At 59.2% G+C, this 15,596-nt stretch carries 11 protein-coding genes; 7 read left to right on the top strand and 4 right to left on the bottom strand.

Translation table 11 applies throughout. From position 1 onward, the window contains the following. Positions 1-37: 37 nt before the first annotated feature. Entirely contained in the window at positions 38-2,614 is a 2,577-nt protein-coding gene (locus QYQ93_RS20365) for a hypothetical protein (RefSeq protein ID WP_338475363.1), read from the top strand. A 388-nt stretch (positions 2,615-3,002) separates the two neighbouring features. Then, positions 3,003-5,714: a hypothetical protein gene (locus QYQ93_RS20360; RefSeq protein ID WP_338475362.1), complete on the top strand. Its 2,712-nt coding sequence runs from the start codon at positions 3,003-3,005 to the stop codon at positions 5,712-5,714. 61 nt (positions 5,715-5,775) lie between these two features. On the opposite strand, the gene dsbG is transcribed toward QYQ93_RS20360, so the two are convergent. From dsbG to dsbD, 3 genes are read right to left on the bottom strand one after another with little or no spacing between them, the layout of a single operon-like run. After that, entirely contained in the window at positions 5,776-6,552 is a 777-nt protein-coding gene (gene dsbG, locus QYQ93_RS20355; RefSeq protein ID WP_338475361.1) for a thiol:disulfide interchange protein DsbG, read from the bottom strand. Continuing rightward, entirely contained in the window at positions 6,528-7,373 is an 846-nt protein-coding gene (locus QYQ93_RS20350) for a TlpA disulfide reductase family protein (RefSeq protein WP_043049825.1), read from the bottom strand. The genes dsbG and QYQ93_RS20350 overlap by 25 nt, the downstream gene beginning before the upstream one ends. Then, a complete protein-coding gene (gene dsbD, locus QYQ93_RS20345) occupies positions 7,373-9,100 on the bottom strand; it encodes a protein-disulfide reductase DsbD (RefSeq protein ID WP_043049824.1) in 1,728 nt (575 codons plus the stop codon). The genes QYQ93_RS20350 and dsbD overlap by 1 nt, the downstream gene beginning before the upstream one ends. A 177-nt stretch (positions 9,101-9,277) precedes the next feature. On the opposite strand from dsbD, the gene QYQ93_RS20340 reads away from it, so the two are divergent. From QYQ93_RS20340 to QYQ93_RS20320, 5 genes are all read left to right on the top strand, one after another. Next, positions 9,278-9,958, top strand: coding sequence for a response regulator (locus QYQ93_RS20340; RefSeq protein ID WP_043049823.1), 681 nt, complete (start codon positions 9,278-9,280; stop codon positions 9,956-9,958). Continuing rightward, positions 9,955-11,277: a sensor histidine kinase gene (locus QYQ93_RS20335; protein WP_338475360.1), complete on the top strand. Its 1,323-nt coding sequence runs from the start codon at positions 9,955-9,957 to the stop codon at positions 11,275-11,277. The genes QYQ93_RS20340 and QYQ93_RS20335 overlap by 4 nt, the downstream gene beginning before the upstream one ends. Before the next feature lie 124 nt (positions 11,278-11,401). After that, complete coding sequence (locus QYQ93_RS20330; RefSeq protein ID WP_338475359.1) at positions 11,402-12,169, top strand: N-acetylmuramoyl-L-alanine amidase; 768 nt, start codon at positions 11,402-11,404, stop codon at positions 12,167-12,169. 261 nt (positions 12,170-12,430) lie between these two features. Further along, a complete protein-coding gene (locus QYQ93_RS20325; RefSeq protein WP_338475358.1) occupies positions 12,431-13,828 on the top strand; it encodes an aspartate aminotransferase family protein in 1,398 nt (465 codons plus the stop codon). Positions 13,829-13,910: 82 nt separating this feature from the next. Continuing rightward, positions 13,911-14,135, top strand: coding sequence for an MbtH family protein (locus QYQ93_RS20320; protein ID WP_043049819.1), 225 nt, complete (start codon positions 13,911-13,913; stop codon positions 14,133-14,135). A gap of 109 nt (positions 14,136-14,244) precedes the next feature. Here the strand turns inward: QYQ93_RS20320 and QYQ93_RS20315 are convergent, their stop codons facing one another. Then, a complete protein-coding gene (locus QYQ93_RS20315) occupies positions 14,245-15,591 on the bottom strand; it encodes an amidohydrolase (RefSeq protein WP_043049818.1) in 1,347 nt (448 codons plus the stop codon). Positions 15,592-15,596: the final 5 nt, after the last annotated feature.

Genomic DNA, 15,596 nt, shown 5'->3' with positions numbered 1-15,596 from the left:
TTCGGCATTCCCTGTTCATTGAGAAGGAGCTTTCACCATGCCCAAGTCCGCGTCGGATGCCCTTGATCTGCCCAAGCCGAAGTTGGTTGAGGCTGAGGGAGCAACATGGGTCGACCCTTTGAAATTGCTGGAGGGCGCGACGGTGCAGGTGTATTACCCCGACAGTCGCAGCACCGATACAGTCACTTTAGTATGGGCATCCCTCCCGAATGAGACCGCACCCATCGATTCACAAAATGGCGTTGAAGACAGTTGCGTCGAGTTTCATATCCCACCGTTTTACGTAGGCCTGCGAATCGATAATTACGCTAACTTTTCCTACGTCGTGACCCGTGACGGTGAAGACTATCCATCGCAGCCGGCCAGCGTCAAAATCAGACTGCCTTCCAATCTGCCTGCCCCCACATTCATACAAGCGCCAGACGGTATTCTGGATCTTTCCCTGTTGTGCTGTGACGACCCCGATATATGGGTTGCCCCTTGGGCGTTCATTGATCCGATTCAGACCAGCAATTTGTACGTATCAGGTACCAAAACAGATGAAACGCGCTTTTATGAGGAGTTTTTCCAGGGCGAAAACGTGACTGAGCGAGAGGTGCAAAGCGGCTGGACCAGGTCTTTTCCGCTTGACCTGCTCAGGCAGCTCAAGCATGGCAGCAAGCTGACCCTGATCTTCGATGTCAATTTTGGCGGTCCTGGGACCAACACTTACCGGCTGTTCCCAAGCAAGACGTTGACTGTGCTCACCGAGCCCCACTTGGAACTGGATGCACCCAACGTCGTTCAAGCGGTGGAATGCAGCCCCGGGGAGTTTTTGCTCAACCCACTCAATGCCACGGACGGCGCCACGCTGCGAGTAGCTTACGATCACGCATGCCCCGGGGACTATGTATGCGCTCACTGGAAGGGTACTGCCGGGCCGGGAACGCCTTATTTGACTTGCCAGGAGATAGGGACTGAAGGATATATCGACTTTGCGGTGCCGGCGTCGGCGATCAGCGCCAACTTCAAGCAAACGGTTTCAGTGAGCTATACCGTGTTGCGCGAGGGCCAGACGTGGTTCTCGCCGTCCCGCGATATCCATATCCTCAACATCAGCGATTTACCCAAGCCGCAGATCCCTGAAGCCACGGGGACTACGCTGGACCTTAATACCTTTAGCGCTGATCCCGTGATACTTGTCAGCCCCTGGTGGTTTATCGGTGTTGTTGACCCGCGTTGGCTATGGGTTACAGGAACATTGGAGGACGGCACGTCGTTCTGTATTGAGGTGATACGAGGCGAGTCTGGCCCGATAACGGGTGTCAGTATCAGCCTGTCGCGCTGCGAGCTGCAAAAACTGGCGGATTGCAGTCTCATATATGTGCATTTTGCAGTCAATTACAACGGTCAGGTGGATAAGGCCAGCGCTGAAGAGTTTCCGGTGTTGGTCTTGAATCTGGTGCAGGAAGACCTGGTTCTGCCAGCCCCTACGGTACGGGAAGCGGTGGGGGATCAACTGAACATCTGGAACGGCCGGTATGGGGTGACGGTACGGGTGGCGTATGAGCGGATCAGCGCGAACCATGAGATCAAAGTGTGCTGGGAGAGTTCGGACGGTTCCTGCTGGCCATTGGTGTCTAAACCAGGCAATACCGATCTGGATTATGTAGATTTTGATATTCCGCGTGAGGCGGTAATTCGGGGCGCGGGCAAAACCATCGCGATCAGCTACACGGTCACCAGTGAATGCAAGCAGGCACTGTCGCAGAAGCTGGCATTGAAGATCAGCGTGCCGACGAGGTTGCCCACCCCGGTAGTGCCAGAGGCTACTCCGCCGGCTACACAAGGAGGCGTCTTGGCGTTATCCAGCTTTGCAGGGCATGCCGCTATCATTGTTGAAAGCTGGTGGTTCGCGTTGGCGTACCACTATATCTGGTTGAAGTGTACAGGCACCAAAAAGGATGGAAGCGTATATACCTTTGACATTTTGCGGGGTAGAAAACTCACAGCCGAAGAGGTCGACAACGGGCTCGTGGAGGTATTAAGCCGAGCAGAACTTGCGTTGTTGAAGCATGACTCGCTTCTTACGGTCACATGTATTACGGCGCCCAATGACAGTGAACATGGGAGTGATGCGATTGCTTTCCCAAAATTGGACCTTATTCTCAAGCTGCCTCTGGTCTGTGATGTGGAGCGTTTCGAGGCGCTGGCGTTGGGTACCTTTGGAGTAGGCGGTAACGTCCAGACCTCTTCGCTGAAAATAACTTTTGAATCCGGTTTGGGTACGGCAGGCATCGTCACATACGGTAATAGCGAGTTCTACTCGGGCAAACACTATGTTCTGAGCAATGGTGCCGAGTATCAACCCCAGGCACATCTGTTTGAATTTACTCGCGCATTAGAGTCTGTGCGGTTCTCCTGGGTGTGGAAGCAGCGGCCAGGAACAGTAACGTTTTACGATCAAGCTGGCACTGTATTGAAGTCATTCAATTATCCGGAAGACACGCGGGCTGGCTTCTGGGTCGAATATGCAGCGGCACCGGAAACTGCTATTACTTCAATGAAGGTTTTTGCAGAGGACTACTCGTTTATCGACAACATCAGTATGTGCTTTAGGGGAGTGGAGTCATGACGTTCATGCGAAGTTGATTGTCACTAGTGTGTACTACTCAAAGAATGCCCGCCTATGCGGGCATTCTTTTTGAAGCTTTTCTGAAGGGTAAGAGGGGTTAAGCCGAAGGTGGAATGGCGCCAGAGATCCGCACAACCAGCAATGGCTACCTGATGGAATGAGATCAGTGCGCAGAAGGTGGATCGGTTGAGTGATTTGATGGCGGAGTTGGAGGGGCTCTAAGGCGCAAAGGGCGCTGTCCGTTGGTAGGGCAGCGCCGTTTTTTCAGCGCCTACTGTCAATTCTGACAGTAGGCGGGGACGAAAAGATAGGACTTACTTAAGGGAGTGCCTTGGCCGGACTGGGCTGGTCGAGGATACCTACCTCTCTTGAACACGGAGTTCTGAAAATGGCCAAGCAAACATCCACGCCTGAAGCCCCCTCAAATACCGACAATGCGTCAACGCTTCAAACTCTTGAATCAATTACGCCACAGCCGCAGGCGCTGGAAGTCGACGCGCCAATCATCTCCAGTGAGCTGTACGGGACGATTACGGCAGAAGCGATGGAGCAGGACTCATACCTGACTGTCGACTCGCGCATGGACAGGCTGGACATCACCGTAAAGTTCAGCATAAAGGAGAAGCCAGAGATCCGATTGAATGATGTTGTTGACTCAAGCGGGCAGCCGGGTGCCAGGAAAATCCTGATTCCGCAGAAATACCTGACCATGTCCATGGGGTACACGCTGATCGTATGGTACGAGGGCACAGTGAGCGGTAAACCAGCTGTTTCACTGACCAAGGAAGTGGGGGTGACTTTTTACTCTGCAGAACAAAGTAAAGCGATAGCGCCTCGATTAAGGGATGAAAAGATATTCCAAAATACGCCAACCTATGACATGCACGATCACAAAGGCGATGAGATAGTTGAAATACCTATTCCTCCACTCGCCCAGGTTGGAGATGAAATTTATTGCAGTGTCGTTATTGAGCAATTCAGTGGAAAACCCGTTTTCTATATCGTGGCTTACGGGTACGCATTAACGCTCGCAGATATAGCATCAGGCGAAAAGCTTGAATTTCCGATTCCTCGTGGTTGGCTGGCACGGCAAAAACCACGCTGGGAATCGATCACTTGCCAGGCTGCCTGGATCACCAGTGGCGAGGATCCCCAACCTCCGGCTGACGTAGAAAATCCTGATGAGGAGACCCGTCTTCCCAGGAATGCTCTTCAAATCCAACATCGTCGTACCGCTGCTTTCATTGGGGACCAAGGCCTGGAGAATTTGCTGCCGCCCCATTTGCGGCAATCTGCGTTTTTCGACGATAAGTGGTGCCTCAACCCGGAACTCACCAAAAACGGGGGCGATGTAGACGCGCCGGAACTGGAAACTTATGCCGATGATGAGATCTGCTTCTACGTGAGCGGGCCCGGCTACGGATCGAAGTTACTTGGCTGCGTAGAGATTAAAAACGATGGAGACCCGGCCTCCGTCAAGTTGCCACGCTGTGTGGTTGCTTGTTTCTTTAATAAAGCGATGACGCTGAGCTACACGGTTCGATTCCCCAACCTGATGTTTCTAGAGCCAGAGTCGCCGGAGCGGGTAGTCGATGTGCTGAAGCCTGTGCTTTCACCGTCGGAGATTGCAGAGGCCACTCACGGTAAGGTTAACCTCAATATTTTCTCAGGCGACGCAACGGCTTTTGTGCATATAGGGGACTATGCCAGGTGCTCTGCGTATTGCTGGATGTGGATCATCGGCGAACTTGAGGACGGCAGTGACAAAGAATACCAACTCGATATTTTGACGAGGGAGTTAGTTACCGAGGACTGGAAGAATAAGGGTGTTGAAGCGTTTATCCATAGAGATAAGTTGCAACAACTGGCCGATTGCAGTGATTTCAAACTGCTTTTTGCCGTGAGCTATTGCGAGGTCTCTGACCGATCGGAAGCTATCGAGGCTCCGCCGGCGACCTTCCATATCATCCAGGAAGACCTGGTGCTGCCCGCGCCCAAAGTCGACAAGGCTCAGGAGGGCGAGTTGGAGCCTTGGAATGCTCAAGAAGGCGTAGAGGTAAGCGCCAGCTATCTGCGTATGAGTGACAAGCATCAGATCAGTCTCTGTTGGAAGAAACCTAACGGCCTCTGCTGGGAAGTGAAACCTCAACCCGGCAGCCGTGAGGGCGTTGTCAAATTTTCCCTGCCTGCTGATGCTGCGATAGAGAGCATGGGTGAAACGGTGGAAATAACTTACACCGTGATCACCAAATGTAGGGAAGCACAGACTTCAGCGCCGTTGAGTTTGAAGATCAATCTGCCCACGCGTCTGGAAACGCCAAACGTGTTGGAAGCGACACCACCTGGGGTTGATCACGGCATTTTGGACATGCGGGCAATTACCGGCAATGCCAACTCCTTCGAAGATCCAATGTGGTTCTTACGAAAAGGGCAGAAGTGCTGGCTGCGGGCGACGGGGACAGATAAGAATGGTTTTTCTTACACGTTCGATGTCTATGCGAACAGAACCGTCACCGATGAAGAGGCGACTAAAGGGGTGGCGGGTCCTATCCAACATGCCTCGCTGGACAGACTAAAAAACAACAGCACCTTGACCCTTGCTTTCAGCGTGTCCACGCAGGGCAACTTGAAGGAAAACGTGGTGTGCCCATTGCGGGTGCTGACCGTCAAAGCTGTATTGAATGACTTTACTCCGTTTATAGGTGGCAATTGGAACAGCTGGAGGCTCGGTAGTGCAGCCAATGGTGAACTGGTCTACGGGTCACATGCGGGAAAATCTTGCTTAGTCAATTGGACAAGTCGTCCAGCTGTTTTGGGAGTGCTTCTATATAAAGACTTTACTGGACTTGAGGTTAATCGTAGATACGAGTTCAGCATGATAGCGTGCTCGCTCAATGCCACACCGGCACTCCCCAAATTATCACTGCGGACGAATGCGGGAGCTGTTACAAACGTCATTACGCTCTCCAGTACGGCGTGGACCCCACTCAAGGGCTCGTTCGTCGCCAGCGCAGAGTCAATGCGGTTGGAGATTTTGAATCATGAGGGGGCGGGATACGGCAATGACTATGCGTTTACGGATATCCGAGTGCATGGTTAGCAACCGCTAAGCTCGTTGTTGCTGAAAAAGGCGCCTATCTGGGATAGACGCTTTTTAGCGTTCATTTGGAGCCCAATATCTTAACTAACTTCTCCGGCGACGGCGCCCCTTGCTGCTGCTGCAACCCCCCTTTATCATCCAGATAGAAAATCGCCGGCGTCGCTGACAGCTCCAGCTCATCCATCAATTTCATATTGGCATCGAGTTTGGCCTCGACCTCGGCCGGGATCTTCTCCAAGGCCTTGAGCTGGCTGCCCTTGCCGGCGGCTTCGTGTTCCTGCAAGGCTTTTTGCGGGTCCTTGGCGGCGAGCAGGGCGGCGGATTTGCCTGGGCTGTCTTCGCGGATGATGCCGACCATGATATGGCGCAGCTGTACCTTGCCGGCCTTGACCCACGGGCGGGCCTGCTCCCAGAACATGTTGCAGTAGGGGCAGTTGGGGTCGCTGAACAGGTAGACGATACGTGGCGCGTTTTTATCGCCGTCCTGGATCCAGCTGCTTTTTTCCATCTTGGCCCAGACTTCCTTGGCCATCGGCGCGTACACCAGTTTTTCCAGGGGCGCGCTGCTCAGGTCATTGCCTTGGGCGTCGTAGAGGTTGCCGGCGATGACGTTCTTGCCGTCGGAGGTCAAGTATAGGGCCATGCCACGGTTCTGGTACTGGGCAGCGTAGCCGGTGAGGCCGCTGGGGGCGTCGAATTTGCCGAGGATCTTGGCGCCCTTGGCTTCGATCTGCTTGATCGGCGCCGGCCAGTCTTCGGCCTGGGCCAGGGTGGCGGTTGCGCTGAGTGACAAGAAGGTCAAAGGCAGCAGGGTCAGCAAGTGGCGGAGGCGAGGCATGTCGGTTTCCTTGTCTGGGTGTTGTCGAAGGGTTCCATGGCGCGGGCCAGGCTGGCATCGGAGAGTTCGCCCAGGTGGCTGTTGATCAGGCGCCCATCGGCCTGGTAGAACAGCGTGGTGGGCAGGGCCATGGAGCCCACGGCCTGGCCGAGGCGGCCGCTGGCGTCGAACAGCACGTTGTCGAGGTTCAGGCCCTGGGTGGCCAGGTAGGTGCTGACGCTTTGCATGCTTTCGGCCTGGTTGACGAACAGGAAGGTCACGTCGGGACGCATGCGCTGGGCGTTTTCCAGCACCGGCATTTCGCGCCGGCACGGCGGGCACCAGGTGGCCCACAGGTTGATCACCAACGGGCCGCCCTGGTAATCCGCCAATTGCACCACCTCGCCATTGGCATTGCGCAGTGTGATATCCGGCAGGCGCGTACCTTTTTCGTAGACGCTGAGGGACAGGCTGGTCATGCCCCAGAACAGCAGGCCAGTGACCACCCCGGCGCTGAGGGGCTTGCGCAGGGCCGGGCGACGCCAGCCGTAGACCAGCGAGCCGAGGATCAGCGTGATGATCCCGGGCCAGGCCAGAAAGCCACCGTCACGCAGGTCGACCATTTCCACCCAATCGTCGCTGTAATAACTCCAGTACATCAGCACAAAGCTGACACGGGCGGCGAGCAGGCCCAGCAGGAACAGGCTGAACAGCACCGACTCCGGGTTCTCACCACCACGCTTGGCCACCCGCCAGCCCACCAGGGTGGCGAGCATCAACGCGCTGATCAGCAGCAGGTGATTCAGGGCGATGGCGAAGGTGCCGATGGTGAAGGTCAGCATCAGAGGGCGTCTCGGGTCTGGGTCCAGCGTTGCAGGAAGGCAGCGGCATCGACTTCGCCGGTGATGCGCTGGGCACGGCGTTCTTCACCGTCCGGGCCGATCCACACGAAGCTCGGTGGCCCCGGCACCTTGTAACGGCCCAGAAGCTCGCGGCTGGCGGCGTTGTCGGCGGTGACGTCCAGACGCAGCAGGCGCACGTCCTTGAGCGCGGCCATCACCTCAGGTTTGCCGAATACCTGTTTCTCCATGATCTTGCACGACACGCACCAGTCGGCGTAGTAGTCCAGCAATACCCATTGGCCCTGGGCCTTGGCACTCTCGAGCTGGCTTTGCAGCGCGGCCGGGTCGTTGATGGTGGTGAACGCATCGTGGGCGCTCGGGGCACTGGCGACCCGTGAGCCGCTGTAGACCTTTAACGGTTGCCACAGCTCATCGCTGCCACCGGCCGCGCCCACCACCAGTACCGCGCCCCATAGGCCCAGTACCAGGGAGCCTGCGCCACACACCTTGGCTGCCAGGCCGGACTCACGGGCCAGCGTCCAGCCGCAATAAGCCATTACCAGGGCCAAGGCACCCCACAGGCCGATCCACAGGCTGTCGCCGACCACCGGGCGAATCATCAGCACGGCCGTGCCCAGGAACAGGAAGCCGAAGATGCCCTTGAGCACGTTCATCCAGGTGCCCGGCTTGGGCAGGAAGCGATTGCCCACGGTGACCAGCAACAACAGCGGAATGCCGATACCGATACCCATGGCGAACAGGATCAGCCCACCGTGCAGCGCATTGCCGCTCTGGGCGATATACAGCAGGGCGCCGGCCAGGGGCGCAGTCATGCAGGGGCCCACCAGCAGGCCGGACAATGCGCCGAGAATGCCGGCACCCACCAGGCTGCCACCGCTTTGCTGGCGGCTGACGTTGTCGAGGCGGTCACGCAGGAAGGCGGGCAGTTGCAGTTCGAAGAAGCCGAACATCGGCAAGGCGAGGATCACGAACAGCGCGGCAAAACTACCGAGAATCCACGGGGTTTGCAGCAGCGCGGCGAGGTTGGCGCCGAGCAACGCGGCCATCACCCCCAGGGCCGCATACACCAGCGCCATGCACACCACGTAGCTGCCGGCCAAGGCAAAGCCGCGCCGTGGGCTGGCGCCACTGCCAACCACCAGGCCGGCAAGAATCGGCAACATCGGCAGCGAGCAGGGCGCAAACGCCAGCAGCAGGCCCAGGCCGAAGAACACCAGCAGGCTCCAGCCCAGGCTGCGCTGTTGCAGGCCGCTGGCCAGGCTCTGGTCCTGGGCCTGCGCGGTGGCGGCTACAGCCGGGTTGCCACCCAGGTCCACGGTAATCGACTGCGGCGGATAACACAGGCCGGCATCGGCACAGCCCTGCCAGCCCAACTTGACCTGGCCGGTGGCGCCGGCGGGAATCTTCACTTCCAGGCCTTGGCGATACACCTGCTGCTCGCCGAAGAACTCATCGCTATGGGCTTCACCCTGGGGCAGCACCGGTTGCTCGGCCAAACCCTCGAACTTCATGCGCTGCTGGTACAGGTAGTAACCGTCGGCAATCTGCCAATACAGCTGGGTTTCGCCACTTTCAAGACGTTCGGAGGTAAAGGTGAAGGCCTTGCCCACCGGGAGAAAATCAGGTTTGGTTTCGAAGGGGTTGCCCGGCGCTGCCTGGGCGAATCCCGCGAACAACACCAGCAGAAAGATAAACAGATGCCGCATGGTCAAGCCTTAGTTCGATGCAAGTGAGGCACACAATGTGTGGCGCTGATTAACCGATGATTAACCGGACGCTATTCTAGAGTGTAGGGATAATCTGATGTTGTGAACTTTGACGGCATAATGCGCGCTTAATCCGTGCCTTTTCTAATCACCCGCATCTTTTATGAAGGGCTCAGCATGCACGTACTGGTCTGCGAAGACGACGAACTGATCGCCAGCGGCATCGTGGCCGGCCTCACCGCCCAGGGCTTTACCGTGGAACGCGTGGCCACGGCGGCCGCTGCGCGGGCGATGCTCAAGGCGGCGGCCTTCGACATCATGGTGCTCGACCTCGGCCTGCCGGACGAAGACGGCCTCAAGCTGTTGCAACAACAGCGCAGCCAGGGCCTGGAGATTCCGGTGCTGATCCTCACCGCGCGGGATTCAGTCACTAACCGCGTCGATGGCCTGCAAGCCGGCGCCGATGACTACCTGCTCAAGCCCTTCGACCTGCGCGAACTCGCCGCCCGCCTGCAAACCCTGTTGCGCCGGGTGGCGGGGCGTAGCGTCAATCTGATCGAGCACGGGCGGCTGGCCTACGACCCCAGCAGCCGCGAGACCTTCCTGGATGGCCAGCCGGTGGACCTGTCCCGTCGCGAACAGGCGCTGTTGCAGGCGCTGCTGCACAACAAGGGCCGCGTACTGTCCAGCGAGCAGCTCAAGGACAGCATCTACGGATTCAGCGACGAACTGGAAAGCAATGCGCTGAATGTGCATATCCATCACCTGCGGCGCAAATTGGGCAATGGCATCGTCGAGACCGTGCGCGGCCTCGGTTATCGCCTGGGCCCGGCGGATGCTGGAGAGAACAGCAAGTGAAGAGCCTGCGCCTGCGCCTGACGTTCAAGCTGGGCGCCGCTTTTGTGCTGATCTGGGTGCTGGCGGCCGCCTGGATGCTCAACGATTTGCGCAACCAGATGATGTTTTCCCTCGACCAGCGCCTGGTGGCTTCGGCGCGCATGGTGGCAGGGCTGACCGAGCAGATGCCGGGGCTGGCCAGTGTCAGCGCCGCTACCCATTTGCGCACTGAACAGCTGAATGTGCCGGGGGGCATGGCGTGCCAGGTCAGCTCCCTGCGCGGCGAGATCCTGGCGCGCAGCCACACCACGCCGGAGGAAGGGTTGGAGTCGCGCAGAAGCGGTTTTCGCGACCAGATGATCGATGGCGTGGGCTGGCGCAGTTTCACCTTGTCGCGGGGTGACTTGCTGATCACCACCGCCGACCGCCAGGTGGAGCGCGAGGCGCTGAACCTGTCGATCCTGCTCGCCGCCTCGGTGCCCGTCGGCGTGGCCTTGCTGGGTTGCCTGTGCCTGTTGTGGCTGGGTATCGGTCAAAGCCTGGTGCCGCTCAACCGCATGCGTGACGCCTTGATGCGCCGCAGTGCCGATTCCCTCGAACCGCTGCAGATCCATCCATTGCCCAGCGAACTCAAGCCGTTGCTCGACACCCAGAACCAACTGCTGCAACGCATCGCCAAGACCATTGAACGCGAGCGCCGCCTCACCGGTGACGCCGCCCATGAGCTGCGCAGCCCGCTGACGGCGATCAAGACCCACCTGCAAGTGGCGCGCATGACCGAGGGCGCGGCCCGCGACCAGTCCCTGGCCCACGCCGAGGAAGGCGCCGACCGCTTGCATCGCACCCTGGAGCAGTTATTGCTGCTGGCGCGGGTGGAAGGCAGCCTGTCATTTGACGACGGCTTGCAGTCCAGTGCCGAGGAAGTCGCCAGGTTGGCGATCCAGGATGCCAACGCTGGCGACAATCGTCGGATCGACCTGGTCCTGGCCCACGACCTTGCCGCAAGCCCGGTGGACATGCCGGTGGGCCTGGCGGTCGCGGCCTTGCGCAACCTGTTGGATAACGCCTTGCGCCACACCCCGGCCGATACCCGGGTGGAGCTGAGCCTATCCAGCAGCGTTGACCAGGTGGTGTTCCGTGTGCGTGACCATGGCAAGCAGATCTCCAGCGAAGACCTGCAATGCCTCACCCAACGCTTCTGGCGCAACGGCACCAGCGAAGGCTGTGGCCTGGGCCTGGCTATCGTCCAGGCGATTGTGCAGCGCTGCTCCTGCTCGTTGGCATTCGACAGCCAGCCCGATGGCCTGCGGGTTGACCTGGGCATGCCGTTGCGTCGCTGAGCCGCTTTTTCACGTGCCAAATAATTACCGCCCGCCTGACATTCAACCCTTCAGGATGGCGGTAATTTTTTGCGTTTGAACGGGCCGAATGATTCGGTCCGAAATGAAAAGGACGGCTCTTTTTATGTTGGTTGTCGATACCAGTTTTCCAGCCAGGGATTTCAATGACCGCGACGGCGAAAGCGTACGGCAGGTCATCCTGCATTACACCACCGGGACCTTTGCCTCGGCCCTGCGCACTCTGACCCAGGATGGCGTGAGCGCTCATTACCTGTTACCCGATCCCGATGAGCCCAGTTACCGAGCTGCCGGTTATGAAGAGTTGCGCGTATTCCGCCTGGTGGACGAGAACGAGCGTGCCTGGCATGCGGGAGTGAGTCACTGGGACGGGCGTGACAACCTCAACAGCGGGTCGATTGGCATTGAGATCGTCAACCTGGCGCGGGACGACAAGGGCGTGTTCAGTTTTCCGGCGTACCCCAAGGTTCAGGTCGATATGCTCATTGCCCTGATCCGCGACATTCTCGGACGGTATCCGCAGATTGCCCCGACTGACATCCTCGGTCACGCGGATGTGGCCTATTGGCGCAAGAGTGATCCGGGACCGCGGTTCCCCTGGTGTCGCTTGCATGAAGCGGGGCTGGGGGCCTGGTTCGATGAGGCCACGCGCGCGATGTATCAGCGCCGGTTCAATGTCAGGCTGCCACCCGAGGTAGAAGTGGAGCGGGCTTTCCAGCGCTATGGGTATAAACCGGCGCGCAATCGCCGGGCATTCGAGCTGCGAACCCGGGCGTTCCAGATGCACTTTCGGGCCCAGGATTATCGCGGCGTCCTGGATGCACAGACCTGCGCGATCCTGTATGCGCTGAACGAAAAATACCGCGGAATTTGATTCGAACACTGTTCAAATGTGGGAGGGGGCTTGGTCCCGATAGCAGTGTGTCAGTTAGCATATTTTTTACTGACCGACCGCTATCGGGAGCAAGCCCCCTCCCACATTTGGATCTTCATTCATCAGTTAACCAGCCCGCTCCCTAAATCCTCATCTCGCTGATGCGTCTCCAGAACAGGAAATCCGTGCGCATGCCCTTGGGCCAGACGCCAACGGATCGGCAGTTTGGTCACCATCACCCGCGTATTGAGGGATCCAGAGATGTCAGTCGCTACCAGCCGTACCGAAGACGCCGCGGCGCCTGCGGAAACGCTCTATCAGTTCGACGAAAACCCGCTGCTGGCCCGTCAGCGCCAGCAGGAGTCCAACGCCCGCAGCTACCCGCGGCGTATCCCCCTGGCGCTCAAGCGCGCCAAAGGTCTTTATGTGGAGGACGTCGAGGGGCGTCGCTTCATCGACTGTCTGGCCGGTGCCGGAACGCTGGCGCTGGGGCATAACCACCCGGTGGTGATCCAGGCCATCCGGCAAGTGCTGAGCGACGAACTGCCACTGCACACCCTTGACCTGACCACGCCGGTCAAGGATCAGTTCGTGCAGGACCTGTTTGGCTTGCTGCCCTCTGAATTGGCGCGGGAAGCGAAGATCCAGTTCTGCGGCCCCACTGGCACCGATGCGGTGGAAGCTGCATTGAAGCTGGTGCGCACCGCCACTGGGCGCAGCACTGTACTGTCGTTTCAGGGTGGCTATCACGGCATGAGCCAGGGCGCCTTGAGCCTGATGGGCAGCCTGGGGCCGAAAAAGCCCCTGGGGGCGTTGCTCGGCAATGGCGTGCAATTCCTGCCATTCCCGTATGACTACCGTTGCCCGTTCGGCTTGGGCGGCGCGCAAGGTGTGCAGGTCAACCTGCATTACCTGGAAAACCTGCTCAACGATCCGGAGGCGGGCGTGTTGCTGCCGGCGGCGGTGATTGTTGAGGTGGTGCAGGGCGAGGGCGGTGTGATTCCCGCAGACCTCGATTGGTTGCGCGGCCTGCGGCGTATCACCGAGCAGGCCGGTGTGGCGCTGATCGTCGATGAAATCCAGAGTGGCTTTGGGCGCACCGGCAAGATGTTTGCCTTCGAACACGCCGGCATCATCCCGGACGTGGTGGTCATGTCCAAGGCCATTGGCGGCAGCCTGCCGTTGGCCGTGGTGGTGTATCGCGACTGGCTCGACACTTGGCTGCCGGGCGCCCATGCCGGAACGTTCCGGGGCAACCAGATGGCGATGGCGGCGGGCTCGGCGGTCATGCGTTATCTCAGGGAACACGACCTGGCGAGCCATGCGGCGGCCATGGGTGAACGTCTGGAGGAACACCTGCGCATCCTGCAGCGCGACTTCCCGCACTTGGGGGATATCCGTGGCCGCGGGTTGATGCTGGGGGTGGAGTTGGTAGACCCGACGGGCACGCCGGATACCCAGGGCCACCCACCGGTGCATCGCCAGTTGGCGCCGCTGGTGCAGCGCGAATGCCTCAAGCGCGGCCTGATCCTCGAACTGGGCGGGCGCCATGGCGGCGTGGTGCGTTTCCTGCCACCGTTGGTGATTACCGCTGGCGAAATCGACCAGGTGGCCGAGATCTTCGGGCGCGCCTTGGCGGCGGCGGTTGCCAGCGTCTAATTTTCCAGGCCCTTGATACGTTTCTACAGATATCAGTGCTGCGCGTGGTGCGCAGCCAGCCTTTGAGCGACGGAGAACAGCAATGACCTCAGTATTTGACCGCGATGACATCCTGTTTCAGGTAGTGGTCAACCACGAAGAACAGTATTCGATCTGGCCCGACTACAAGGCAGTGCCCGAAGGCTGGCGCACCGTAGGCAAAAGCGGCATGAAGAAAGAGTGCCTGGCCTATATCGAGGAAGTGTGGACCGATATGCGCCCGTTGAGCCTGCGCCAGAAGATGGACAGCGCCGCGCCGGCCAACTGATTCACCGCAATACCCTGTAGGAGCGAGCTTGCTCGCGAAGAACGCAAGAACGCCGCGGTCACCCTGAGTAAACGCGGCGTTCTGAAGTACTTCGCGAGCAAGCTTGCTCCTACAGGGGGGCGTGGGTGTACAGGTAATCCGTCGCCAGCGACGCCAGCGTCCTCACGCCCACCACCAACGCCGACTCATCCACAAAGAATCCCGGGTTGTGATTCGGCGCCGCCTTGCTCATGTCCTGGTCCCTCGGGGTCACCCCCAGGAATATGAACAATCCCGGCGCCTCCTTGGCATAAAACGAGAAGTCTTCGGCGCCTCCTACCAACGGGCCTTGCACCACATCATCCTGGGCTGCCCAACGCAGGCTCGGCAGCATTTTCTCGGTCAGTGCCGGGTTGTTGATGGTGGGGTCGTACTTCTCGATGATCGTTACCTCGGCCTTGGCGCCGCCGCTTTCGGCAATTTTCTCTACGGTCTGGCGCACATCGGCATGCAGCTTCTGGCGAATGCCGTAGTCATAGGAGCGGATGGTGCCGGTCATCTCCAGCGACTCGGGGATGATGTTGTAGCGGGTGCCACCGTTGATGGTGCCGATGCTCACCACCGAGGGCGATGACGAAATATTCGTGCGGCGGCTGACCACGGTCTGCAAACCGACAATGGTTTGCGCGCCGACGGTGATCGGGTCGATGCCGTTCCAGGGCTGCCCCGCGTGGGTCTGTTTGCCAAGGATCTTGATGCGCAGGTCGTCGGAGCTGGCCAGGGTCGGGCCTGGGCGGTAGGCGATCTGCCCGGCCGGTACGCCGGCCCACACATGCAGGCCGAACACCGCATCCGGCTTCGGCGCTTTCATCACGCCCTCCTGCACCATCATCTTCGCGCCCCAGATGTTCTTGCCGTCGGGGCTGAAGTCGCTCGGGCCTTCTTCGGCCGGTTGGAAATAGAACACCACGGTACCGGGCAAACGCTCGCGCATGCCGGTAAGAATTTTCGCAGTGCTCAGCAGGATCGCGGTGTGGGCGTCATGGCCACAGGCGTGCATCACGTCGACTTCCTTGCCCAGGTAGGTGCCCTTGGCCTTGGAGGCGAAGGGCAGGTCGGCGACTTCCTTGACCGGCAGCGCATCCATGTCGGCGCGCAGGGCCACGGTCGGGCCGGGCAGGGCGCCTTTCAATACGGCGACGACGCCGGTGCGCGCCACGCCTGTCTTGACCTCAAGGCCCAGTTCGCGCAGCTGTTTGGCGACCAGCTCGGCGGTGCGGGTTTCGGCGTTGCCCAGCTCTGGATGGGCGTGGATATCGCGGCGGGTTTCCAGCAGGCTCGGTTCAAGGATCTTCGCCTGGGCGGCAATTTCTTCCCGGGCGCTATCCTGACCACTGCTGGCGGCAATCACTGCGCTGCTGGCAACCCCGCAGAGCAAGCCGAACACCCACTGATGTGTCAAACCGTTCAAACGCATACAAA

The organism is Pseudomonas khavaziana, assembly GCF_036704165.1.
GTDB lineage: Bacteria > Pseudomonadota > Gammaproteobacteria > Pseudomonadales > Pseudomonadaceae > Aquipseudomonas > Aquipseudomonas khavaziana.
This window is presented reverse-complemented; position numbering and strand designations above follow the sequence as displayed.